General features: G+C 69.2%; 27 protein-coding genes. 10 read left to right on the top strand and 17 right to left on the bottom strand.

Annotated elements, in window-relative coordinates; all coding sequences use genetic code 11:
- Window positions 1-143 precede the first annotated feature (143 nt).
- On the top strand, window positions 144-1,838 hold the full coding sequence (locus AC1DDU_RS12030; protein ID WP_477434385.1) for a vWA domain-containing protein: 1,695 nt from the start codon (window positions 144-146) through the stop codon (window positions 1,836-1,838).
- A gap of 9 nt (window positions 1,839-1,847) precedes the next feature.
- On the opposite strand, the gene AC1DDU_RS12025 is transcribed toward AC1DDU_RS12030, so the two are convergent.
- The 6 genes from AC1DDU_RS12025 to AC1DDU_RS12000 form a co-directional block, all read right to left on the bottom strand.
- On the bottom strand, window positions 1,848-2,915 hold the full coding sequence (locus AC1DDU_RS12025; RefSeq protein WP_477434383.1) for a winged helix DNA-binding domain-containing protein: 1,068 nt from the start codon (window positions 2,913-2,915) through the stop codon (window positions 1,848-1,850).
- Between the two features lie 51 nt (window positions 2,916-2,966).
- The gene (locus tag AC1DDU_RS12020) at window positions 2,967-3,290 is read right to left on the bottom strand and encodes a hypothetical protein (RefSeq protein ID WP_477434381.1); all 324 of its coding nucleotides are present in this window, start codon (window positions 3,288-3,290) and stop codon (window positions 2,967-2,969) included.
- The gene (locus tag AC1DDU_RS12015) at window positions 3,287-3,886 is read right to left on the bottom strand and encodes an N-acetyltransferase (RefSeq protein WP_477434380.1); all 600 of its coding nucleotides are present in this window, start codon (window positions 3,884-3,886) and stop codon (window positions 3,287-3,289) included. The genes AC1DDU_RS12020 and AC1DDU_RS12015 overlap by 4 nt, the downstream gene beginning before the upstream one ends.
- Window positions 3,887-3,984: 98 nt before the next feature.
- Window positions 3,985-4,191 (bottom strand): dodecin family protein, encoded by a 207-nt coding sequence (locus AC1DDU_RS12010; RefSeq protein ID WP_477434378.1) that lies wholly within the window; start codon window positions 4,189-4,191, stop codon window positions 3,985-3,987.
- An 85-nt stretch (window positions 4,192-4,276) separates the two neighbouring features.
- The gene (locus AC1DDU_RS12005) at window positions 4,277-5,803 is read right to left on the bottom strand and encodes a M1 family metallopeptidase (protein ID WP_477434377.1); all 1,527 of its coding nucleotides are present in this window, start codon (window positions 5,801-5,803) and stop codon (window positions 4,277-4,279) included.
- Window positions 5,804-5,875: 72 nt separating this feature from the next.
- Entirely contained in the window at window positions 5,876-6,016 is a 141-nt protein-coding gene (locus AC1DDU_RS12000; RefSeq protein ID WP_477434375.1) for a hypothetical protein, read from the bottom strand.
- Between the two features lie 163 nt (window positions 6,017-6,179).
- Here AC1DDU_RS12000 and AC1DDU_RS11995 point away from each other — a divergent pair, with 163 nt between their 5' ends.
- The 3 genes from AC1DDU_RS11995 to AC1DDU_RS11985 all read left to right on the top strand — a co-directional run bounded on the left by AC1DDU_RS11995 (window position 6,180) and on the right by AC1DDU_RS11985 (window position 7,881).
- Complete coding sequence (locus AC1DDU_RS11995) at window positions 6,180-6,851, top strand: VOC family protein (protein ID WP_477434373.1); 672 nt, start codon at window positions 6,180-6,182, stop codon at window positions 6,849-6,851.
- Window positions 6,852-6,892: 41 nt separating this feature from the next.
- Window positions 6,893-7,309 carry a VOC family protein gene (locus tag AC1DDU_RS11990; protein ID WP_477434371.1) on the top strand — a complete coding sequence of 139 codons (417 nt, stop codon included), beginning with the start codon at window positions 6,893-6,895 and terminating at the stop codon, window positions 7,307-7,309.
- Window positions 7,310-7,386: 77 nt separating this feature from the next.
- Window positions 7,387-7,881 carry a hypothetical protein gene (locus AC1DDU_RS11985; protein WP_477434369.1) on the top strand — a complete coding sequence of 165 codons (495 nt, stop codon included), beginning with the start codon at window positions 7,387-7,389 and terminating at the stop codon, window positions 7,879-7,881.
- 92 nt (window positions 7,882-7,973) lie between these two features.
- Here the strand turns inward: AC1DDU_RS11985 and AC1DDU_RS11980 are convergent, their stop codons facing one another.
- Window positions 7,974-9,170, bottom strand: a complete 1,197-nt coding sequence (locus AC1DDU_RS11980) for an epoxide hydrolase family protein (protein WP_477434367.1) — start codon at window positions 9,168-9,170, stop codon at window positions 7,974-7,976.
- A gap of 62 nt (window positions 9,171-9,232) precedes the next feature.
- Here AC1DDU_RS11980 and AC1DDU_RS11975 point away from each other — a divergent pair, with 62 nt between their 5' ends.
- Complete coding sequence (locus tag AC1DDU_RS11975; RefSeq protein ID WP_477434365.1) at window positions 9,233-10,252, top strand: helix-turn-helix transcriptional regulator; 1,020 nt, start codon at window positions 9,233-9,235, stop codon at window positions 10,250-10,252.
- Between the two features lie 137 nt (window positions 10,253-10,389).
- Here the strand turns inward: AC1DDU_RS11975 and AC1DDU_RS11970 are convergent, their stop codons facing one another.
- On the bottom strand, window positions 10,390-10,767 hold the full coding sequence (locus AC1DDU_RS11970; protein ID WP_477434363.1) for a hypothetical protein: 378 nt from the start codon (window positions 10,765-10,767) through the stop codon (window positions 10,390-10,392).
- A 57-nt stretch (window positions 10,768-10,824) separates the two neighbouring features.
- On the bottom strand, window positions 10,825-12,198 hold the full coding sequence (locus tag AC1DDU_RS11965) for an FAD-binding oxidoreductase (protein WP_477434362.1): 1,374 nt from the start codon (window positions 12,196-12,198) through the stop codon (window positions 10,825-10,827).
- A gap of 183 nt (window positions 12,199-12,381) precedes the next feature.
- On the opposite strand from AC1DDU_RS11965, the gene AC1DDU_RS11960 reads away from it, so the two are divergent.
- Entirely contained in the window at window positions 12,382-13,143 is a 762-nt protein-coding gene (locus AC1DDU_RS11960) for a hypothetical protein (RefSeq protein ID WP_477434360.1), read from the top strand.
- Between the two features lie 22 nt (window positions 13,144-13,165).
- On the opposite strand, the gene AC1DDU_RS11955 is transcribed toward AC1DDU_RS11960, so the two are convergent.
- Window positions 13,166-13,633, bottom strand: coding sequence for a hypothetical protein (locus AC1DDU_RS11955; RefSeq protein WP_477434358.1), 468 nt, complete (start codon window positions 13,631-13,633; stop codon window positions 13,166-13,168).
- 66 nt (window positions 13,634-13,699) lie between these two features.
- Window positions 13,700-14,380 (bottom strand): DUF2461 domain-containing protein, encoded by a 681-nt coding sequence (locus tag AC1DDU_RS11950; RefSeq protein ID WP_477434356.1) that lies wholly within the window; start codon window positions 14,378-14,380, stop codon window positions 13,700-13,702.
- A gap of 125 nt (window positions 14,381-14,505) precedes the next feature.
- Here AC1DDU_RS11950 and AC1DDU_RS11945 point away from each other — a divergent pair, with 125 nt between their 5' ends.
- Entirely contained in the window at window positions 14,506-15,045 is a 540-nt protein-coding gene (locus AC1DDU_RS11945; RefSeq protein ID WP_477434354.1) for a YdeI/OmpD-associated family protein, read from the top strand.
- Window positions 15,046-15,500: 455 nt separating this feature from the next.
- Here the strand turns inward: AC1DDU_RS11945 and AC1DDU_RS11940 are convergent, their stop codons facing one another.
- Window positions 15,501-16,211, bottom strand: coding sequence for a lysophospholipid acyltransferase family protein (locus tag AC1DDU_RS11940; RefSeq protein WP_477434352.1), 711 nt, complete (start codon window positions 16,209-16,211; stop codon window positions 15,501-15,503).
- A gap of 74 nt (window positions 16,212-16,285) precedes the next feature.
- Complete coding sequence (locus AC1DDU_RS11935) at window positions 16,286-16,870, bottom strand: sugar O-acetyltransferase (protein WP_477434350.1); 585 nt, start codon at window positions 16,868-16,870, stop codon at window positions 16,286-16,288.
- A gap of 191 nt (window positions 16,871-17,061) precedes the next feature.
- On the opposite strand from AC1DDU_RS11935, the gene AC1DDU_RS11930 reads away from it, so the two are divergent.
- Window positions 17,062-17,415 (top strand): protein-L-isoaspartate carboxylmethyltransferase, encoded by a 354-nt coding sequence (locus tag AC1DDU_RS11930; RefSeq protein WP_477434348.1) that lies wholly within the window; start codon window positions 17,062-17,064, stop codon window positions 17,413-17,415.
- Window positions 17,416-17,461: 46 nt separating this feature from the next.
- Here AC1DDU_RS11930 and AC1DDU_RS11925 read toward each other — a convergent pair whose 3' ends face one another.
- Window positions 17,462-17,971, bottom strand: coding sequence for a MarR family winged helix-turn-helix transcriptional regulator (locus tag AC1DDU_RS11925; RefSeq protein ID WP_477434346.1), 510 nt, complete (start codon window positions 17,969-17,971; stop codon window positions 17,462-17,464).
- Window positions 17,972-18,588: 617 nt separating this feature from the next.
- Here AC1DDU_RS11925 and AC1DDU_RS11920 point away from each other — a divergent pair.
- Window positions 18,589-18,954 carry a DUF7882 family protein gene (locus AC1DDU_RS11920; RefSeq protein ID WP_477434344.1) on the top strand — a complete coding sequence of 122 codons (366 nt, stop codon included), beginning with the start codon at window positions 18,589-18,591 and terminating at the stop codon, window positions 18,952-18,954.
- A 424-nt stretch (window positions 18,955-19,378) separates the two neighbouring features.
- Here AC1DDU_RS11920 and AC1DDU_RS11915 read toward each other — a convergent pair whose 3' ends face one another.
- Entirely contained in the window at window positions 19,379-19,696 is a 318-nt protein-coding gene (locus AC1DDU_RS11915) for a hypothetical protein (protein WP_477434342.1), read from the bottom strand.
- Between the two features lie 19 nt (window positions 19,697-19,715).
- Window positions 19,716-20,138, bottom strand: a complete 423-nt coding sequence (locus AC1DDU_RS11910; RefSeq protein ID WP_477434340.1) for a VOC family protein — start codon at window positions 20,136-20,138, stop codon at window positions 19,716-19,718.
- Between the two features lie 218 nt (window positions 20,139-20,356).
- Between AC1DDU_RS11910 and AC1DDU_RS11905 the strand changes: the two genes are divergently transcribed.
- Window positions 20,357-20,626, top strand: coding sequence for a hypothetical protein (locus tag AC1DDU_RS11905; protein WP_477434338.1), 270 nt, complete (start codon window positions 20,357-20,359; stop codon window positions 20,624-20,626).
- Window positions 20,627-20,769: 143 nt separating this feature from the next.
- On the opposite strand, the gene AC1DDU_RS11900 is transcribed toward AC1DDU_RS11905, so the two are convergent.
- Window positions 20,770-21,096, bottom strand: a complete 327-nt coding sequence (locus tag AC1DDU_RS11900; protein WP_477434336.1) for a hypothetical protein — start codon at window positions 21,094-21,096, stop codon at window positions 20,770-20,772.
- Between the last annotated feature and the right edge of the window lie 118 nt (window positions 21,097-21,214).

Below are 21,214 nucleotides of genomic sequence, written 5' to 3'. Positions count from 1 at the left end.
CCGCGTCGTGGCGGACTGTTTCGGCTCTGCGCACCTGTCGCCTAGACTCCCGTGGAGTATCCCCCCACGTACGATGACGTATTCCCCCGATACGACGTCGTATCCCCGTATGCGGGCCCCACCCGCCGTCCATCGGAGTGCATGTGGTTCGAGTGCAGCCGAACACGCCCGCCGGCAGCGATGCCCCGACGCGCTCGGCGGTGCGTGCCGCGCAGCGACGCCGGCGCTCGCTGATCCTGCTGGGCGTCATCGTCCTCCTTGTCGTCGCCCTCGCCGTCGTGCTCGGCATCCTCTTCCTGCGTGGTGCCGCCGACGAGCCCGCGCAGGAGCCGGCGGCGGCGAGCGAATGCCTGCCGTCGGGTCTTCGCATCACCGCCGATCCGGCGGTGGCCGAGGCGCTCGAGGCGATCGTCGCCGACCTGGCCGATTCGGGCTCGGACTGCCCCGACGTCACGGTCCTGCCCGAGGACAGCTCGGTGACGGCGGCGGCGCTGGCAGCCGGGTCGGAGCCCGGCTTCGACGTCTGGGTGCCCGATTCGGCGATGTGGCCCGCGCGGGCGGCCGGCCAGGCGGAGCTCACTGGCGTGGACGCGGCCGACCTGGTGGTCAGCGACCCGATTGCGAGCACCCCGGTCGTCTTCGCGGCGACGGAGCCCACGGCGACCGCGCTCGGGACGGCGGGCGCCGGGTTCTCGAGCCTGGCGGCCCGCTCGGCGGCGGCCGTGCTGCCCGATCCGACGACCGTCGGCGCCAGTTCCGCCGCGCTGCTCGCCCTGCAGACGGCGGTCGGCGGAGACGCGAGGCTGTTCACCGCACTCGTCCTCGGTCTCGACACCGGCGTCGTGCCCACCACCGCCGATGCGCTCGCGGCGGTGTCCGCCGCGACGACGCCGACGGTCGCCGTGACGACGGAGCAGGCGGTGCAGGAGTACGCCGACGACGCGCAGACGCCCCTCGTGCCCATCTATCCCGCCGACGTCAAGGCCTCGGTGGGCATTCCCCTCGTCACGCTCGCCGACGCGTCGGACGACACGCGCGCGGCCGTGAAGGCGCTCTCCGCGGCCGTGGCGGACGGAGGCGCCCGCCTCACCGAGTACGGGCTGCGCGACGCGGCGGGCACCGCGCCGGAGTCCACCGCGGACGGCGGGGACGAGGCATCCGCCCCCATCGACGGCGCCAACCAGGCCGAGGCGCTGCGCACGTGGCAGATGCTCACGGCGCCGTCCCGGATGCTGTCGCTCAACGACGTCTCGGGTTCGATGTTCCAGCCGGCGACCGCCGACATGCGACGCATCGACCTGTTCGAGCAGGCCGCCGTCCGCGCCATCAACTCGCTGTCCGCCGACTCGTCGCTGGCCACGTGGGTGTTCTCGAGCCGGCGCATCGGCGGGCAGGACTGGCAGGAGGTCGTCCCCTTCGGTCCGCTGAGCGATCCGGCGCACAAGCAGCGCACGATCGACACCGCGAACGGGCTGGACAGCCTCGTCGGCGGCGGGACGGGACTCTACGACAGCGTGCTGGCCGCGGTGCAGTACATGCGCGACACGTATGTTCCCGGTCAGGTCAACCTGGTGCTGCTCAACACCGACGGGGTGAACGAGGACGACGACGGGCTCGATCTTCCGGGCCTGCTCGCCGAGCTCGAGAAGCTGCGGGATCCGGCGAAGCCAGTCGCGGTCATCGCGATCGGCTACGGCCCCGACACCGACCAGTCCGCCCTCGAGCAGATCGCCGCGGCCACCGACGGCGCCGCGTACCAGGCACTCCAGCCGACCGACATCGGCACGGTGCTGATCGACGCGGTCACCCAGCGCGGCTGCCGCCCGAACTGCGGCTAGCGCCTGCTGCTACGGCTCCGGCCACGTGAGCCGGGGCTCGAGGTCGAGGTAGCGGGCGTAGCGGGAGGCGGCATCCTCGATCGCGTCCCCCTCTGCGGAGGTGAGACGCCGCAGGGAGCGGATCTCGAACGTCACCGCGCGCTTCGTGACGGCGCGCTTCATTCCGGCGACCATCTGCCCGTCGACGAGGGCCATGCCGATCGCGGTCTCGCGGCCGCGCGACAGCAGGCCGTCGGCATCGAGCACCCAGCGGGAGTCCTGATAGCCGCGGTACATCTCGTCGAGCACCTGCAGCAGGTGGCCGGGAGGCGAAGCGGATGCCGGGGGCTCTCCGGGAGCGTGCCAGTACGTGCGACCGTCGTGCTCGAACGAGGCGAGGCGGTCGGCCGCGCCGGCGAGTCCTCGGCGCGCGTCGGTGAGGGTGAGTGTCGCCCAGTAGGCGAGGTCGCGGTCGGTGACGGGCCCGTGCGCGGTGGCGTAACGCAAGGCGAGCTCGGCGAGCGCCTCTTCGCGGTCGAGGCGTCGCGGCGCGGCGACCCGGTCGGTGAACAGGGCGTAGGTGTGCTCGCCGTCACGGGGAGCGCCGCTGCAGATCAGCGTGTGCAGCTCGAGGTGCGCCGCCAGCAGCATGAGCTGCATGCCGGTGAGCTCGTGGCCACGCCGCGCGAGCGCGTCGGCAAGGTCGCTGCGGGTGCGATCGGGCGCGTCGGCAAGAGTCTCGAGCACGGTGTCGGAGAGAGCGCCCAGCCGGTCGCCGAGCGGCACGAGCTGCTGGTCCACGGTCGGCAGCACCCGGTCGCGGGTGAGCTCGATCAGCCAGAGGGCGTCGTCGGCATGGACGTAGTGCCAGGTCGGGCGCAGCACGTGGGTGCGCAGCACGTGTCCGCTCGCGAGCAGCCCGGCGAGGTCGCCCTGGCGCGGGTCGCGCGTGCGGGTGGCGACCGCCCACGCCGACTGCGACGTGTTCTCGGCCTGCACGGCCAGCAGCGAGCGCACGACGTCCGTCGCGCCGCCGACGGGTGCCGCGAGATGCTGCGAGGTCAGTCGCCAGCGGGCGATGTCACGATCGGTGAGCACACGACGAGCGTAGGGGGCGGGTGCGTTCGCGGCGACGCATCGCGGGGCGGGTCAGGACACCCCGTCGGCGGATTCGATGATCTGCCGCATCACGTCGCGCGAGATCTCCTCGCGCTCCCCATCGACCCATTCGTGGATCGCGAACGGGATGCCGAGGGCGTCGAGGTAGGCGGCGGTCTTCTCGAGCCGGGGCACGACCTGGATGTGGTCGTTGCCGAACAGCCCCGCGACGTAGACCGGCTCGCCCTGGCTGATCGCGCGGCGCAGTTCGACGGTGGAGCGGCCCGTGATGCGGTACAGCGCCTTCAGCACCTCGCTGCCGAAGTCGGGGGTTCCGGCGATGGTGAGCGACAGGGCGTTGTCGGGTGTGATCACCGCTCCATCACACCACGTGAACCCTCGGCGTAGGCCGGCGGGATCGTCTTGCGCATCACTGTCTTGTTCTTGCCGATGTGCCGTTCGAACGTGAACCCGGCCTTCTCGAACATGGCTCGCGTGCCGTTGTGGAGGAACGAGGACGACGTCCTCTTGCCCTCGGGGAGCTCGTTGGGGAACGACACCACCTCGCCGCCGCCGGCTTGCGCGATCAGGTCGAGTGCGCCGTCCAGCGCTTCCCGCGCCACACCGGAGCGCCGGTGATCGCGGTCGACGAAGAAGCAGGTGATGCGCCACGGCGCCGGGTGGGTCTCGCCGGCGTCGTACTCCTTGCGGTGGTAGATGCCGGGCAGTTCGACGGGGCTGCCGTACTCGCACCACGCGATCGCGTCGTCGCCGTCGAAGACGAGAGCCGCGTGTGCGACGCCCTCCTCCACGAGGCGCTGCTTGAACGTCGGCCCGTCGTATTCGCTCTTGACGGTGTGCTCGGTGTCGCCGTGGAAGTACGAGCAGTAGCACCCTCCCCAGACCCCGTTGTGCTTCTGGGCGAGTGCGAGCCACGCCGGGAAGGTCTCGGAGGTGAGCGGCTTGATCACGTGCGTACTCGTCAGGCCCACCTCACCCCGTATCCCTCCACCTGTCCCCCCGCGTTCACGCGAGGTGGTGACGCGTTCCTCCGCCGTCGATCGCCGGCCTACTCCGGCGCGTACTTGAACGAGAGCTGGACCCGTGCGCGGAACAGCAGCGTCCCGTCGTCGCCGACGACGACGTCCAGCTTCGCCACCTCGGCGACGCGCAGATCGTGCAGGGAACCCGCAGCCGTGTCGATGGCCTCGCGAGCCGCCTCCTCCCACGACGTCGCGCTCGTGCCGATCACGTCGATCACTCGGTAAACGCTCATCTCGACCCCTCACCACTCGATGCCGACACGTCCATAGTGGTCTCGCGCGCACCTCCAGGGAAGGGCCCCACCTGCGCACCGCCCGTTACGGAGTCGTCCAGGTCGCCGGCGGCTTCACCGGGTCGTGGAGCCAGGTCTGGAAGAACGCGTCGAGGTCCTCGCCGGATGCCTCCTCGAACACCGCCTGGAAGTCCTCGCTCGTGCCGGTGGAGTCGTTGTACCTCTCCAGCCAGAGCCGCGTGCCCGCGAAGAACGCGGTGTCGCCGACCTCGACCCGCAAAGCCTGCAGAGTCGCCGCGCCGCGGTCGTAGACCTGCGAGGCGAAGAGGCCGAGAGCGCCCGGGTCGGCGATGGGCAGCGTCCAGTACTGGGCGGGCCGGTTCTGCGCGTACCAGGCGTTGTAGGCCTGCTGGGTGGTGCGGCCGCCGGTGTGCTCGGTCCACATCCACGCCGCGTAGGTCGCCCAGCCTTCGTTGAGCCAGATGTCCTGCCACCGCTTCGGACTCACGGAGTTGCCGAACCACTGGTGGGCCAGTTCGTGGGCGACGGTCCCCTGGCTCGCCTGGCTGGAGTACACCGGGCGCGTCTGCGTCTCGAGGGCGTAGCCGACGGAGTCGTTGTCGACGATGGCCCCGAACGAGGCGAACGGGTAGGGCCCGAACTGCGATTCGAAGAAGTCGATCATCGCCGGCTGCAGCGCGAGGCTGGCGTTCGTCGTGGTCAGGCGCTGCGGGGACAGCTTGGTGTCGACGGCGTCGATGATCGGCACGCCGCTCGCCGAGGTGTACGTCCGGCGCAGGTCGAAGTCGCCGACGGATGCCGTCGTCAGGTAGCTGGCCTGCTGGTCGGGGGCATCCCAGTACCAGGTGGTCCATCCCGCCGCGGTGGTCGCCGGCTTCGGCTGGGTGCCGTTCGCGACGGCCACCTTGCCCTGCGGCACCGTGATGGCGAAGCTGTAGCTCGCCTTGTCGGTCGGGTGGTCGCTCACCGGATACCAGGTCATCGATCCCTCGGGCTCGCTCACGACCATCGCGCCGTCGCGCGTCGTGACCCACCCGTAGAGCGCCTCTTCGATGTCGAGGGGCCGCGTGGTGGTGCCGCCGTAGCCGACGACCACGCGCACGGTCTGGCCGGCCTTGATCTTCGGGCGCGGCTGGATGGTGAACTCCCACACGCGGTTCGCGTCGTCCTGCACCTGCCAGAACGCCGCACCGTCGACCATGGCGCCGGGGGCGGGCGGGGCGATGGATGCCGCAGCCTTGCCGCCGACCGTCACCGACTGCACCGTCATCCCGCGCAGGTCGAGGTTGAACCGGTCGAGGTCCTGCACCGCGACGAGGTCGATCGTGGCGACCCCGCTGAACTGTCCCTCGAGCGGTGCCGGCGCGGCTGCGGGCGGCGTGTAGGTCACCGCGAGGTCGTAGTGCCGGACGTCGTAGCCGCCGTTGCCCGACGAGGGGAAGTAGGCATCCCCCGCGCCCGCGGCTCCCGCCGTGTACCGAGGCTGTCCGGGCTTGTCGGGTGCTGCCGCCGCGCTGGAGGCGCCGATCACTCCCACGACGAGCGCGGCGGCCGTGACCGTCGCGCCGATCCTCGTTCGCATACCGACCATGGCTGGGCTCCCCCCGCTCGACGCGCGCTGCACCGGACTTTAGCGGGTGCGCGGCTCGGCGGGATAGACCCCCTAGATCGGTTCGGTCGTGCGGATCAGACCGCAGGTGACGCACGACCACGCCACGAGGAACCGCTCATCGTCGAGGATCTCGAACCGCAGGGGGTCGCCGCAGGTCGGGCAGACCATCGGATCTGCAGCGGGCGTGTCCATCCCCCCAGCCTGAGGACGCCATCGAGCGTGGGATCGGGATCATCGAACTGTGAAGCGGCGGCCGGGGCGGCGGCATCCGCTCGCTCCGGAGTACCGTGGTGCCCGCATGCGTTCCCGGCTCGTCTGCGGCCGGGGACGGCGCCACGTGTCGAAGGAGGCCCTGATGAGCGAGTCGACGAGCGGGGCGGAGTGGATCTCCCCCGCCGAGTTCCACCGGGCGCCGGGTGTCGCGGACTGGCGTGTCACCGGGACGGGGCCGCAGGCCGTGTTCACCGCGACCTCGCTCGCCCACGCCGCGGGCCTCATGGCGCCCATCGTCGCCGCGGCCGAGAGGTGCGGCATCCTTCCCGACATCGACGTGCGGCCCGAGGCGGTCGTGGTCCGCGTGCCGTATCGCGACCCGGAGTGCATTCCCGCGGCGGCCACGGAGTTCGCGGCGGACGTGTCGCGGGCGGCCGCCGACCTGCGCCTGACTCCCGACGCCTCGCGCGCGCAGTCGGTCGGCATCTACGTCGCGCAGCACTCCGAGGCCGACGTGCGCCCCTTCTTCATCGCCGCGCTGGGCTACGACGCGTTCGGCGACACGGATGCCGTCGATCCGCTGCGGTGCGGACCGCAGCTCGCCTTCAATCCGATCACCGGCGACTCCCCCGCCCGCGGCCGCACGCACTTCGACGTCTTCGTCCCGGCCGACCAGGCACAGGCGCGAGTGGATGCCGCCCTCGCCGCCGGCGGCAGACTCGCCGACGCCTCGCATGCACCGATGTGGTGGTCGCTCGCCTCGCCCGACAACCACGGCGTCGACATCGCGGCGTGGACCGACACCTGCGGGTGACGCCCCGCATCACTGTCGGGCCCGCCCCCTATGGTGAGCGCATGGACGTGCAATTCGTGGCAGGATTCGGCCCCATCGTCGGCGACGACACCGCCTCCCAGGCGTTCTATCGAGACGACCTGGGCCTTCCGCTCGACGAGTCGCCGCCCGGCTACCTCCACACGAACGCGCTCGGCGGAGTGAAGGCCTTCGCCCTGTGGCGATTGACGGATGCCGCTCAGTCGACGTTCGGCACGGCCGCGTGGCCCGCACATCTCGCCGTACCGCAGGCGTGGCTCGAGTTCGAACTCGCCTCGCCCGCGGCCGTCGCTGAGGGAGAACGCGAGCTGCGCGACGCGGGCCACGAGATCCTCACCCCGACGCAGGTCGAACCGTGGGGCCAGACGACCGCGCGGCTGCTCAGCCCCGAAGGGATGCTGGTGGGACTCTCGTACTTCGAGGAGCTGCACGGCGACTGAGACCCCGCTCCGCTGCGCGCCCATCGACCGGGCGCTCCGGTCAGCGTACTCTGGCGCTCATCAGGCCGGGAGGGATCGTGAGAAGGCGGCACACTGACCACGAGATCACCTCGGACGAGCAGATCGCGCGATACGCGTACGTCCTGGGGAATGTGCCGGCGAGTGTCGCCGACAAGGCGTACGCGGCCGCCTTCTCCCGACTCTCGGCAGTCCAGCGTGCGGATATCGTCGCCCAGCTGAGCTCGGAGCTGCCGGATGCGCCGCAGGAACCGGCATCCGTCGATCCCAGCGGGTTCGCCACGCTCATGCGCAATCTGCTGGCGCGCGACGCGCTGGTGCGTGTCCGCGATGGCGCTGTCGTGGCCGCCGCGTTCGTCGCGAGCCCTCCCATCGCCGCGTACTTCACGACTGGCACAGGGTCGCTGACGTTGGACCACCAGCCGCCGTGGATCCACCAGCTGGCTGGGCACGAGACCGCCCCCGTCGACGGTGGAAGGACGCACCACCGCCACGGTGTGCCGGGCTGGGTGAGCTTCGACCACGAGAACACGGGCGACTCCCGCGAGTGGTGACGGAGCGGTGTGCGGGTCTCTCATAAGGAGCGAGCACCCGACGAACCCGCCATCGGCGGGCCGTCGGGCGCTCGTCGCACCGGCATCGTGCGTCAGCGAAGGGGCGCGAAGAACTCGCGGATGTCGCCGTACAGCGCCGCGGGCACCTCCATCGCCGCGAAGTGTCCGCCCTCCTCGTGCTCGGCCCAGAACACGATGTTGTCGTTGTCGCGCTCGGTGAAGGCACGGATCGTGCGGAAGTCGTTCGCGAACACCGACACGCCTGTAGGCGTGTGGTTGACCGGAGCCGGCTGACCGTGCGGGGCGACGCGTGCGTCCTCGAAGTACTGGCGCGCGGCGGAGCCCGACGTGTTCGTGAACCAGTACACCGAGGCGTTCGCAAGCACCTGGTCGGCCGTGAGGAGATTGCCGTCGCCGAAGCCGACGATCAGCTCGTTCCACGCGAGCAGCCCGACCGGAGAGTCGGCGAGCGCGTGCGCGACCGTCTGCGGGCGGGTCGACTGCATCGCCGAGAACCCGGCACGGGCCTGGAAGTTCGCGAGGATGCCGAGGGCCTCGTGGTCCCTCGGCGTCAGGCGTTCGAACTCGGCCGGGTCGCCCGACGGGAACGAGAACAGCTGCAGCACGTGCGTGCCGACCAACCCCTGGGGAGCGAGCAGCCCGAGCTCGCGGCCGATGAGCGAGCCGCCGTCGCCGCCGTGCGCGCCGTACCGCTCGTACCCGAGGCGCTTCATGAGCGTGTCCCAGGTGGCCGCGATCCTCGCCGACGACCAGCCGCCCGAGCTGAGCGGCGAGCTGAAGCCGTACCCCGGCACCGACGGGATCACGACGTGGAACGCGTCCTCGGCGCGACCGCCGTGCGCGACAGGGTCTGTGAGCAGGTCGATGAGGTCGATGTACTCGAGGAACGATCCCGGCCACCCGTGACTGAGCACGATCGGCAGGGCGTCGGCCTCGGCCGAGCGCACGTGGAAGAAGTGGATGCGCTGCCCGTCGATTTCGGTGAGGAACTGCGGGTAGTCGTTGATCTTCGACTCGACGGCGCGCCAGTCGAACTCGTCGCGCCACTGCTCGGCCATCTGCCGCACCCAGGAGGTGGGTGCACCGTACGACCAGTCGTCGCCGGGTGCCGGCGGCGCGAAGCGGGCGTTCGCGAGCCGATCGCGGAGGTCGGCGAGCTCGGCGTCCGAGATCTCGACGCGGAACGGCCTGATCGAGGCACCCGTCTCCGCCTGGGCGGCGGGGGCGAAGGCGGTGGCGGACACGGACGGGGTGGTGGTTTCGCTCATGATCTGAAGGTATGAGTGAATGTGGCGAGGTTGCTTCCTGATTCATCTGCCATGCTCGAGAAATGTCCACGACCGCCGTGCGCCTGCTGGCGCTGCTCTCGCTCATGCAGGCGCGGCCGACGTGGACCGGTCCCGAGCTCGCCGAACGACTGAGTGTCTCCGGCCGCACGATCCGCACCGACATCGATCGGCTGCGCGAACTGGGCTACCCGGTCGCCACCGACCGCGGCGTCCACGGTGGCTATCGCCTGGAGGCGGGGGCGCGGATGCCTCCACTGCTGCTCGACGACGCCGAGGCGATCGCCATTGCGATCAGCCTGTCGACGCTCGCACCGCAGCTCGTCGCGGGCATCGATGAGAGCGCGTCGCGCGCGCTCGCGAAGCTCGAGCAGGTCATCCCCTCACGGCTTCGGCAGCAGGTCACCGCATTGCGGAACGCCACGGAGACACCGCAGACCCCTGCCCGCGCGCGACGCCACGAGTCGCCCGTCGCGCCCGCGGTGCTCGCCGGGCTCGCGACGGCGATCCAGGAGTCCGAGTGGTGTCGGTTCGGCTACGCGAAGGTCGCCGCCGGCGACGCATCCGGCCCGTCGGAGAAACGACGCGTCGAGCCGTATCGGCTCGTCGCCTGGAACAGCCGTTGGTATCTCGTCGCCTACGACCTCGACCGCGAGGACTGGCGCACGTTCCGTGCCGACCGGATGGAGCTCAGCGGGCGCACGTTCCGCCGCTTCGACGGAAGAGCGTTGCCGGCGGATGCCTCGACCCTCGTCCTGCGCGGAGCTGCAGGCGCCGGCTGGCGCGCCCACGCCCGGGTCATCGTCCAGGCACCCGCGGACGAGGTGCTTGCCCGCATCGACGCGACGGTCGGCACCGTCGAGCTGCTCGACGAGTCGACGTCGGCGCTGGTCACGGGGGCCGACAGCCTCGAGCGCATCGCCGCGTACCTCGGCATGCTCGGGCTGGACTTCACCGTCGATGAACCGGCCGAACTCAGGTCGCACCTGCGTGCCCTCGGGCAGCGGTACCTCGCTGCAGCCGGGCCGCCCGGTGACGACCGGGCGGTGGCTCCGGCCGAGTAGGAGGACTTTCGCGCGCCTCCGCTGTAGCGGGGCATCCGTCGAGTGGGTGCACCGATGCCTCGTAAGGATGGCGCGGTGCAGTGCAGTTCGGTCGACGGCCGCGTGACGACGAGTCCGCGGCGGACACGACCGGCGGGTCAGCGGAAGAACTTGACCGCGCTTCGCACCGCGGTCACGCTGGCGATGGCGGCGGCGACGCTCATGACGATCGGCGTGACCGCGATCACCAGGGCGATCGCATTGGGTTTGAAGACAGTCCCGCTGGGGCCAGGGACGTAGGCGCCGATGGGCAACGCGATCCCGCCTCCGCCTCCACCCGAGCCTTCGCCCTTGCCCTGAGGGAGCTTCTCGGTGGGGGGCGTCTCGCCGGACCCCTCCCCGGCGCCGAACCCGAACGCGACGATCGCGACCGGGACGATGTCCTGCCCGCCGACCGTCGACTTCTCTCCGTACGCGATGCGGGCGCCCCAAGAGGGGACGGACCCGGCGAGCTTCTCGACCAGTCTCTCCGCCATGCTGTGACCATATCCCCCTGCGCACTCCGGGACTACCCTCGCGCTTGTCGACGTGCGCTAGGCCGCGGGAACGATGTTCTGGTTGATGTGGAACACGTTCTCGGGATCGTAGGCGTGCTTGACCTGTCGCAGCCGGGCGTAGTTCGCACCGTAGTTCGCGGGTGTCTGCGATTGGTCGTCCTGGGAGAGGAAGTTGACGTACCCGCCTCCTTGCCCGAATCCCTCGATCGCCCCGAAGTAGTCCTTCACCCATGCGGTGTTCGCGGTGTTCTCCGTCGGGTCGGGCCACATGCCCGCGATCACGATCGCGAAGTTCGCGTCGCGGTGCCCGAACGCGGTCGCCTCCGGCGCGACATCGTGGCATGCACCGTTGATCGGGTAGAAGTGCACGGTCGAGTTGACCGTGGGCACGAGTGGCCCGTGCGCCATATGCGCGGCGATCGCTTCGGGCGTGAGCTCGTCCACGAACGAGGCCTTCCAGTAGTGCTGGAGACCGGGAGGCACGAGGGCGTCGAAGGCACCGTTCAGCGCTGGGTAAGGCATGGGCCCGACCGCCTCCGCCACCGGCGTGGCGACGTCACGGAACCCTTGCACGATCTTCTCGCCCTCTGCGGCGGGCCCGTTGTAACAGAAGATGACGGCCATGAACGGCTCGCCGGCGCGGTCCTCGGGAACGAACGGCAGCGGCGGCGCGATCTGGAACGCCGGGAATCCGCCGAAGGCTCCAGGAGCCGTGCGCACGACCTCCTGGAAGTGCTCCAGGATGGCCGGCCCGTCGGCGAGCTCGAAGAACGTCGGCCCGCCGTAGATCTCGGATACGGGATGCAGCCGGAAGCGGAACTTCGTCACGACGCCGAAGTTGCCACCCCCTCCCCGAAGGGCCCAGAACAGATCGGGCTCCTCGTCCGCACTCGCGGTGACCACCCTGCCGTCGGCGAGCACGACCTCCGCGGAGAGCAGGTTGTCGCAGGAGAGCCCGTAACCGCGGGCGAGATAGCCGATCCCACCGCCGAGCGTCAGCCCGCCCACCCCGGTCGTGGAGATGATCCCTCCCGTTGTCGCAAGTCCGTACGCCCCCGCCGCCTCGTTGAACATCCCCCAGGTCGCTCCCCCGCCGACCTCTGCCGTAGCCGCAGCCGGATCGACGTGCACCGACGTGAGCCAGCTGAGATCGGCGACCAGGGCGCCGTCCGCCGTGCCGAATCCCGGCACGCTGTGCCCTCCACCACGGATGGCGACATCGGTCCCCGACTCCGCGGCGGCGCGCACGACGGCTGCGACATCCGCAGCGCTTCCGCACCGAACGACCGCCGCCGGCCGTCTATCGATCATCGCGTTGTACACGATCCGCGCCTCGTCGTAGCGAGGGTCGCCCTCGGCGACGACGGCATCGGCCAGCGTGCTTCGCAGAGACTCGACGACAGTGGACATGACAGCACTCTCCCTCGGTCGCAACGGGCATGGAGCAACCGCACGGTGCGCACGGAGCGCCAGTGCCGGGTTCGAGACCCACGATCCTCGGCTCCCTGCGCACCGTCAAGACGTCACCCGGAGAGCGTGGTGGAGTAGGCCGATGCTGGCTTTGGTACACCCAGTCCCAGTACGTTCGTCCTCATGAACCGCGCCGCCAAGATCACCACGGGCCTTGCCGTGCTCGTCGTCGGCGGCCTCGTCGCCCTCGCTGTGCCGACCGTATCGGCGTCGTACGCGGCGATGTCATCGTGGGCGATCTTCCAGCCGACTCCGGAGCCGACCGTCGGCCCGACGTCCGCGGCGGACGACCCGATCGGCAAGACGATGATCGACGAGCTGGGCGACGGCTACGTGTACGTCGGGAACGGCACCGCGATCCCGAAGGGCAGTCCTGCCGGGTGCGACCAACCGACCTGGCTCCACATCGGCGGGATGAGCGCGAACCTGAGCGGGGACCTGGTGGACCGGGGCGCACGCGACCTCGCCGCGGGCACCGCGGGCCTGGATTCCGTGGGCCGGATCGTGACCTACACCGTCGCGCCCGGCGACGCGCTGTACGCGATCGGTGATCGATTCTGCCTGGCGAACGCGCTGGCGATCGCCGAACTCAACCACACTCGAACGATCCAGCCGGGCGAGGTGCTGCTGCTCCACCCGAACGGCTCGATCCCGTGGGTGCCGTACTTCAACCCGGTCGACGCGCCTGCCGGATACCAGCAGATCCCGTACCAGCTCGCCGTCGAGGCGATGAGCGCGGCAGCTGCCGCAGGCGACATCGACGCCATGCGCGCGATCTTCGCCGACGACCTGTCCGGCCTCTACCCCAACCCGGCCGACGCAGACATGATCGCGAAGGCGCTCGACGCGGGAGACCTGGACGTGCTCCGCCAGATGTTCGCCTAGTCGCCAGAGACCGGAGCAGTATCTACGCTTCGTCGGCGTCGGACAGGTCCTCGATCCCGCACGGACTCGTCCCTTCGAAGAGGACCCCGATTCCGTATGGGTCCGCCATCTCGAGCCGTGACTCCGCGAATCGCAGCATCCAGCTGCCATCAGCCCAGATCACCGCTTCAGGTTCATCGAATGGCGGTTCCGTGCTCTGCAGAGCCAGCAGTTCGGCATCCGTCAGCCCGAATCGCGGTTCATCGAGTCGCTGTTGAAGGTACCCGGCGGCGAGATCGGCGAACTCGTCGAATCGGGTCACCACGACGGCGGCGAGCTCCAACTCGCTGTGCCCGGGCGGAGCGGCCGGGTCGATGACGATGCTCACCGGTCGAGGCCCGCCTCCGCCTGCGGAATCAACACTCGCCGTCCAGCACGCGATCGAATCGGGCGAGTCGATGCGGGTGAACGCTGCTCCGGCGATGTCCAGATGGGTGGGAATGTCGGCCACCGACCCAGTCAATCATCAATAGGAACGACAGGATTGAGGCCTCCCCCTCGGCAGCGCGCCCTGTCGTCACATCCCGCCGCCGCGGCCCCGCCTCGACGACTCGGCGGCCTCGAGCAGCTCGGCACCGAGCGTCTCGGTGATCCAGGCGCACCAGGTCGAGACCGTGCGCCAGCCGTCGGCGATGATGTCGTACGCGTCGGGCGTCCACATCCAGTCGGCCGGGGGCTCGTGGGTGCCGACCGCGAGCCGCTTGAGCTGCAGCAGCTCAAGGCGCGGGTGGTCGGCGCGGTACCCGCGCGGCGCGGTCTTGAGGGCGCCGTCACGGAGCAGCTCGAAGCCTGCGCTGCGCAGCTCGTCGAGCAGCGCAACGAGATCCTCTGCGGTGCGCGGATCGTCGACCGCTTCGCGGAAGCGTGCCAACGCCGCTGGTGGCACGTCATACACGCCGCCGCCCAGCATCAGGCCCTCCTCGCTCAGCTGTACATAATGCGCCACGGTCGCCTGCGAGACCATGCCGATGTGGAGCTTGTAGGGCGTCTTGTCGGCGCTGAAGCGGACGTCGCGATACGGGCGGAAGATCTTCACCGCGCCGAACTCGGGCTCGAGTTCCGCGCCGAGTGCCTCGAACGGTCCACGAACGGCCTTGTCGTAGCGGGCTTTGTTGGCCGTCCACCACGCCTTCGTGTTGTCTGCGCGAAGCTCGGCATAGAACGAGACGGCGTCGCGATCGAGTCCTTCGAATCCCACTCGCCGATCGTAGCGAGCGGATGCCGCGGCAGGGTCGCGGCAGGCGTCGGCTCTCGGGCGCTGGAGTCGGAGGTGAGAGCTATCCTCCCGTCATGGCCACTCGCGTAAGCAAACCCGTGCTGCACGTGGACACGGTCGCGGAGTGGGAAGCCTGGCTCGACTCCGACCCCGGCCCGATCGGGGTCCTGCTAAGACTGCGCAAGAAGGCCTCGAAGCAACCCGGGATCACGTATGCCGAAGCGCTCGACGTCGCGCTGTGCTTCGGGTGGATCGATGGCCAGTCGCAATCCCTCGATGTCGACTTCTTCCTGCAGACCTTCACACCACGTCGGCCCAGGAGCATCTGGTCGAAGGTCAACATCGGTCACGTGACTCGCCTGATGGAGGAAGGTCGGATGCGGCCGCAAGGCCAGCACGAGATCGACCGCGCCAAGGCGGACGGGCGATGGGACAACGCGTATCGGCAGCGCGACGGCGACCTGCCCGCGGAGCTGAAGGAGGCGTTGGATGCGGATCCCGAGATCGCCAAGGCTTTCGCGAGCCAGTCGGCGCAGAACCGGTTCGCGATGGCCTTCCGCGTGGCTAATCTCAAGCGGCCGGCGTCCCGAGCCGCCCGCGTCGCCGAGTACGTCGAGATGCTGAAGCGCGGCGAGACCCTCCACTGACGGCCACAGCGCATTCGCGCGGATCCTCCGGACGCGCCTCACTTCCGCGGCTGGCCTCAGGCGTCGGCTTGCTACTCCCTGCCCCTTCGACCTAGCGAATCGCCTCGAGCAGAAATGCGTGTGTTTCCGCGTCGGCGGCGGCCAGCATCCCGTGGTCGCCGGTGTGCAGCGCCCGACGGCGCCGGCGGCCTGGCACAGCGCGATGCCCGCTGCCCAGTGAACGCTGCCCCGAAGGTCTCCACCCGTGACGTAGGCCGCTTGTCGGCCCGTCGCCACCCATGCCAGCGCCAAGGTACTCGACAAGCAGCGCGGGCTGAACCTCGACCGGATCGTGTTGTCGAGCAGCAGCCGCGCACGGGCTCGAGCGACTGCCGCCCCAGCCAGGCTCGCCCGCACCGCGACCTCACCGTCACTCAGCAGTTCGTCCATGACTCCGCAGTGAACCAGGAGCGGGCTCAGTCGCGCGACGTCGCGTTCACGCTGCCGGAGCGTTCCTGTCCGCTCAGGCGTGCGATGGCGGCCATCATGCGCTCGGTGATCTCGCGGCGAGCCTTGCCGTCCGGCACCCCTTCGAGGTCGGTGAGGTCGAGCGGTTCGCCGAAGTGCACCTCCACGCGCGGCCTCCCCGGCAGCAGATGGCTCAGCGGCGTGACGTTTCCGCTCCCGATCAGTCCGACGGGCACGACCGCGGCGCCGGTGTCGCGCGCCATCCATGCCGCGCCGCCGTGCCCCTCGTGCAGCTTCCCGTCGCGCGAGCGGGTTCCCTCGGGGAAGACCGCGAACACGCTCCCGGCTCGCAGGATGCTGCTGCCGGCGTCGAGTGCGGCGCGTGCATCGCGACCCGTCGCACGGTACACCGGGACACCGCCGATCGACGTGAAGAACCAGCGCTTGACGCGGCCGAGCGTCCCGGAGCCCGTGAAGTACGAAGACTTGATGAGGAACTGCACAGGGCGGGCCGCGGATGTCGGGATGATGAGCGTGTCGAGCGACGCGAGGTGGTTGCTCGCAAGGAGCACCGGCCCGCGCTCGGGCACGTTCCCTCGGCCGACGATGCGCGGGCGGTACATCAGCCAGAACAGCGGCCGCAGGACCACCCGCCCGAGGAAGTAGATGGCGCCCGGCCGTGGTGCCGGGGTGGGGCTCGACGGGGCAGGCGCTGTCACCTCGCCACCCTATCCGTCATCGTCGGGTTCGATCCCCGCGTGCGCGCGCCTTCGCCCTGCCGCCGACGCGGAGTTCAGCCGAGCTCGCGGATCACGCGAGCCGGGTTGCCGACGGCGAGCACGTTGGAAGGCAGGTCGCGGGTGACGACGGCACCCGCACCGACCACGGTGTTGTCACCGATCGTCACGCCAGGGCACACGATGACCCCGCCACCCAGCCAGACGTTGTCGCCGATCGTGATGGGCTGCGCGGCCTCCAGCTTGTCGCGCCGGCGCTGGGCGTCGAGCGGGTGGGTCGGCGTGAGCAGCTGTACGTTCGGGCCGATCTGGCAGTCCTCACCGATCGTGATGGCCGCGACATCCAACGCCGTCAGATGGGAGTTGATGAACGTGCGGGCGCCGATGTGGATGTTCCGCCCGAGGTCGACGAACAACGGGGGTTTGAGCCATACACCCTCGCCCAGAGTGCCGACCAGTTCCGCGAGGATGCTGCCGGCCCGGCCGTCGTCGGCGACCACCGCCTGCTCGTACTCGCGCACCAGACGCACACCCCGGTGCACCGCGAACTCGATGTCGGGATCGTCAGCGATGTAGAAGTCCCCGGCGAGCATCCGCTGGTAGTTGGTCCGGTCGTCGCCGGCGAAGTAATCCGTGTCCATCGTCCCCTCCGCAGCGGATATCGACCCACATCGTAGCCTCAGGCTTTCGTGGACTCAGGTTGCGGCCCGCGACGCATCGCCGAGCGAGACGTCGGGTCGTCTCGTTGGAATTCGGTCTCACTCTTCTGGCAGCGGCCGCGAGTACACTCTCCGGGAGGGTGCATCCGGCATCCGCGCGAGAGCGGAGTGCGATGCCGTATCGAGACCACACCACTGTCCAGTCTTGGGTAGCGGACTTCCTCAGCACGTACGAGGGTGGCACGCCCGACCTGTCGGTCATAGAGCAGTACTTCACCGAGGGGCCTGAGACCGGACTCGTTGTGGTGCAACTGCGCTCCGCCTCGACGATCACCTCGGTGCAGCCCACGGTGCTCGACGACGGCGTCCCGACGTGGCGAGTGCATTTCGCCGCGCGCGACGAGGGGTTCGAGCTCGACGGAGCCGGGGTGGCCAGGCTCGCCGCCGACCTCCAGCTCGTGTCGCTGCTGTGCACCTACTTGCAGACGCGCACTGACGCGCTGCACGCCCACTCCGAAGCGCACTGACGACAGCACGCTGCGCAGCCGCGGAAGCGCAGTCGGATGCCGCGTGTCAGCGCGGCTCGCCGTCCAAGGATTCCAGCACCTGGGCGATCTCCTCGATGATCTCGGCCGCGGACTCGGCGTCGCGGTCGCCCAGCCGATCGATGACGGCCACCACGGCCGCATCCCGCGCGGCGTATGCGGCGTCAACGTGTGCCACAGCCTCATCGGTGGGCACGAGGTAGTGCGCACGGCGATCGGTCGGATGCTGCACGCGGGTGATGTATCCGCGAGCGACGAGCCGCTCGACCACGTTGGTGACCGTTGCGCTCGACGTATCGAGCATGACGATGAGGTCTTTGGGGCTCAGCCGGCGGTCGTCGCGCTGACCCTGAACGAGATAGCGGAGCGCCGTGAGGTCGACGCTCGACAACAGCGATGCGCGCACTGCCCGATCGGCCTGCACGCGCTCGCTGCGCCGCAGGTGAAGGATTGCCTTGCTCAGGCGCTGTCCCGCCTCGGAGAGCGGCTGGTCGGCATAGAGATGCTCACCCTCGTGTCGCACAACGGTCTTGGGCATGAGTGCCTCCCAGACTCCCCGGTTCGGTTCTGATCGCAATCCTCGCCTGAGCGAGGGTGGAGAACTCTCCGACACGCTCCGCCGTCGCGCCACGCGCACGGAATCCGCCGTCTTCAAGTCTTTCGACGGTTCCGAGGAACTCGCCGTCGGCGCTGCCGGCCCAGAAACCTGGTTCGACCTGGCACCACACGGTGCGTACGGCCTTCTTCGTGCGAGCCGGACGTCCGTCAATTTCGATCACTGTCAACTTTGCGCTCCTCAGCATACTCGACATCGGCTGTGCCTCACCAATAATGTCACATCATCTGTATTACATACATCGTGGACTTGACATAGAGTGTGACTTATGGCTCTCTAGTGTCATCACCTTTGGAGGTACGACGATGACGAACGCCACTGCTGCACCGCTTCCCCATCTCAGCGAGCGTCGCGCCGCACGGCCGCACGCCGCACAAGGCCGTGAGCCCGGCCTCAGCCTTGTTCCGAGCATCCGCCCCCTCGGCCGCGGCGGCCTTGCGGACCTGCTCGCTGTCCACCGCCACAACCGACGCGAGCGCGGCCGCGCGCTCGCTGCAGCCTGACCCACCCCGCACCTCCCAGTTCGAAAGGACACCCCGATGGGACAGTTGTTCTACGGAGCCGAGACGCAGCCCGCCGTCATCCCGGATCACGTACTCGCGCACGTCAAGGTGGTCGCCACCACGAAGCTGCGCCGAGGCGAGTGCTTCACCCTCAGCTGGAAGCACCCCGATGGAGTTCCTGGCGGCCGCACCGCGATCTGGATCCAGCCGGCGATCCCTCTGAAGTTCGTGTTCGATTCCGCCGAACCGGAGCAGATCGATCCCTCCTACCTGCAGGAGCTCTCGCAGGCAGCGAGCAGGAACGGTGGCATCGTCATCGAATGGCAGGAGACGCCGGATTGCGTTCCCGCGGATCTGACACCCGCCGAGGCACCGCGCCACATCAGCGCGGTGGCCGCCTAGAGCCGCCACGGGCCTGGAACAACGCTTGGGCACAGCGAACTCCACGCACCGACGGGAACCGACCGGCCGATCGACGCGGTCTCCGACGTGGGCCGTCATGATTCGCTGACGGGGGCCTGCGTCACCCTCGCGGGAGCGGTGCCATGACGCAGGCGCTCCGCCGGCCATCCAGACGGCACAGCGGTGAACGAGCGCATCACCCAGCTTCCGAAGAAGGGGACTGCCGGCGCCGCTGTGCTCAGCCGCGACCTGACGACGGCGGCGTGACGATGTTCAGCGCCCTCGGCTCGCCCCTCGGGCGACGACCGACGCAAGCGGACGCCAGGACTGGTTCGCCGACGGTGCCGGCAACGACCGCGACGGCGGACCGATTACCACTGGGCCGCTCGCGCGTAGGCCGCTCCGCAGCCGGCGGGTTTGCGCGCTATGACACCTGGGTCCAATGCCGGACCTTGTCGTCGCGCTCGACGAGGAACCGGTCGTCCTCCGGGTAGTACACGGCGCTCTCGATGTCCGCGCCCGCGAAGCCCTTGATCGCCTCAAGGCTCTGCCAACGCGACACCGTCACGATCTCGGTGGTCCCGTCGCCGAGGTCGCGTGTCAGCATCCACGCGTCGAGGTTCCCCGGAGTCTCCCGATACTCGCTCATGCCGGTGCGTTCGATGTACGCCACGTACTCGTCGGTGTCTTCACTCCGCACACTGCCCCGCCACATCCGGACAATGGCCTTCTGCGCTGTCATGCCGCCATTGTGCTTCTCGTCAGCCACCGGCGCCATGGTGGGCCCAGAAGTCCGGACTTGGTGCGATCTGCTCGACGACGTCCACGTACAGGCCGTTGGGATCGAGAAGGCCGAAGCGCCGTTGCCCCCACGGTTCGTCACGAAGCTGGTAAGTGATGGTGGTGCCGCTTCGCGCGAGCTGCTCGTGTGCCTCTGCGGCGTCGGCCACCTGGAGTGTCAGGAATGCACTGGCACCGGGAGTGACGGCAGGGCCCTCGGGTGGCGCTGTGGGGTGGTCCTCGAGGACGAATCCGATCGCGCCGCGCGGTTCTCCGGGCAGCGCGAAGAGCACGAAGAAGTCGGATTCGAAGAGCACGTCCAGGCCGAGCGTGCGGACGTAGAACTCCGTTGTCGTCGTGAGGTCGTGCACGAACACGACAGGGTAGGCATCCTCGTAACGCATGGGGTCACGCTACTCGCCGCCTGCGACGTCGCCTTCGCCGTCGCGTGCTGTCTTCAACCGCGACTGAGGCCGTCGCCAGTTCGCCCACTCCTGCGGCGTTGAGAAGGCCTGTTGACCGCGACGCTCGCCGAGACGAAGCTCGATGTGGAGCGTGTGGGGTGCGAACTCGAACGCGCGCCGCGCCGTTCCTGTCGATAAGAGAAGGGATGGAGGACAACATGCCCGAGAAGCTCGACAGGAAGTACGTCGAGGATCACTTAGGCGCTCACACCTACGAATCCTTCGGTCGCAGCATAGTTGCTGCTGTCCTCGAGGAAGCGCTGGAGAAGATGAGCGATCAAGATGGCGGATTCGAAGAGGAGTTCAAGGTCGAAGTCGAGACGACGCTCAAAGCGACTTCCTCTGGCTGCACCTGGCTCATCATGATTGTGAATGGAAGGCGGGTGCGGATCCACCAACCACCCATCACGTCCTTCCCGCTCCCCTAGAAGCGGGTGATCGACGTCAGTGCCTGAGTCGCACACGAAACCTGGAACCCCGTGGCATCCCCGCGGGGTTCTGGCATGCCCGGAGTCGATGTCCGCCTGTACCGGTGCACGGTTGGCACTCGAATGAACCCCGAGCGAGTTCCCTAGTCACCGTCTGAGCGCCGGCCGTCATTGTAGACATCCATGATCCGCCGGTTGTCCTCTTTCGCCGCCACCCACATAGGGGTGTTGAAGCTGAGGGCGAACTCATCGTTCCCGAGGTCCTCGACGTAGGCGGTGCAGGATCGAGTCGCCGGCACAGTCTCGACGATCTCGCCGTCCTCCCACTGGCGCATCGGTTGGTGCTCGAAGCTCTCGATGCACGCGTCCCAGGCGGTCTTGAAGCTCCCCGCTTCGAAGAGCGTGGCACAGCCGCTGAGCGCAGCGCCCATCGCGACGAGCGCGAGCGACGATGCCAGGAGTTTCCGCATTGGTTCACGGTACTCACCGCTGATCCACGAGCTGCGAAGGCTGTGGAAAACGAACCTGACGAAGAAGAGTGGCAGCTGCAGCCGGTGCCTGAAGACCCCCGCCCGGGCCACAGAGAAG

Source organism: Microbacterium sp. 05T445, assembly GCF_056395865.1.
Note: the sequence above shows the minus strand (reverse complement) of the source record. Positions and strands in the feature narration are given on the sequence as shown.

Excerpts from the sequence above, each read along its gene's own strand:
- AC1DDU_RS12010 (WP_477434378.1), bottom strand. The coding sequence starts at position 4,191 with ATGAGCGTTTACCGAGTGATCGACGTGATCGGCACGAGCGCGACGTCG.
- AC1DDU_RS12005 (WP_477434377.1), bottom strand. The coding sequence starts at position 5,803 with ATGGTCGGTATGCGAACGAGGATCGGCGCGACGGTCACGGCCGCCGCG.
- AC1DDU_RS12000 (WP_477434375.1), bottom strand. The coding sequence starts at position 6,016 with ATGGACACGCCCGCTGCAGATCCGATGGTCTGCCCGACCTGCGGCGAC.
- AC1DDU_RS11995 (WP_477434373.1), top strand. The coding sequence starts at position 6,180 with ATGAGCGAGTCGACGAGCGGGGCGGAGTGGATCTCCCCCGCCGAGTTC.
- AC1DDU_RS11990 (WP_477434371.1), top strand. The coding sequence starts at position 6,893 with ATGGACGTGCAATTCGTGGCAGGATTCGGCCCCATCGTCGGCGACGAC.
- AC1DDU_RS11980 (WP_477434367.1), bottom strand. The coding sequence starts at position 9,170 with ATGAGCGAAACCACCACCCCGTCCGTGTCCGCCACCGCCTTCGCCCCC.
- AC1DDU_RS11975 (WP_477434365.1), top strand. The coding sequence starts at position 9,233 with ATGTCCACGACCGCCGTGCGCCTGCTGGCGCTGCTCTCGCTCATGCAG.
- AC1DDU_RS11970 (WP_477434363.1), bottom strand. The coding sequence starts at position 10,767 with ATGGCGGAGAGACTGGTCGAGAAGCTCGCCGGGTCCGTCCCCTCTTGG.
- AC1DDU_RS11965 (WP_477434362.1), bottom strand. The coding sequence starts at position 12,198 with ATGTCCACTGTCGTCGAGTCTCTGCGAAGCACGCTGGCCGATGCCGTC.
- AC1DDU_RS11960 (WP_477434360.1), top strand. The coding sequence starts at position 12,382 with ATGAACCGCGCCGCCAAGATCACCACGGGCCTTGCCGTGCTCGTCGTC.
- AC1DDU_RS11935 (WP_477434350.1), bottom strand. The coding sequence starts at position 16,870 with ATGGACACGGATTACTTCGCCGGCGACGACCGGACCAACTACCAGCGG.
- AC1DDU_RS11930 (WP_477434348.1), top strand. The coding sequence starts at position 17,062 with ATGCCGTATCGAGACCACACCACTGTCCAGTCTTGGGTAGCGGACTTC.
- AC1DDU_RS11925 (WP_477434346.1), bottom strand. The coding sequence starts at position 17,971 with ATGCCCAAGACCGTTGTGCGACACGAGGGTGAGCATCTCTATGCCGAC.
- AC1DDU_RS11920 (WP_477434344.1), top strand. The coding sequence starts at position 18,589 with ATGGGACAGTTGTTCTACGGAGCCGAGACGCAGCCCGCCGTCATCCCG.
- AC1DDU_RS11915 (WP_477434342.1), bottom strand. The coding sequence starts at position 19,696 with ATGACAGCGCAGAAGGCCATTGTCCGGATGTGGCGGGGCAGTGTGCGG.
- AC1DDU_RS11910 (WP_477434340.1), bottom strand. The coding sequence starts at position 20,138 with ATGCGTTACGAGGATGCCTACCCTGTCGTGTTCGTGCACGACCTCACG.
- AC1DDU_RS11905 (WP_477434338.1), top strand. The coding sequence starts at position 20,357 with ATGCCCGAGAAGCTCGACAGGAAGTACGTCGAGGATCACTTAGGCGCT.
- AC1DDU_RS11900 (WP_477434336.1), bottom strand. The coding sequence starts at position 21,096 with ATGCGGAAACTCCTGGCATCGTCGCTCGCGCTCGTCGCGATGGGCGCT.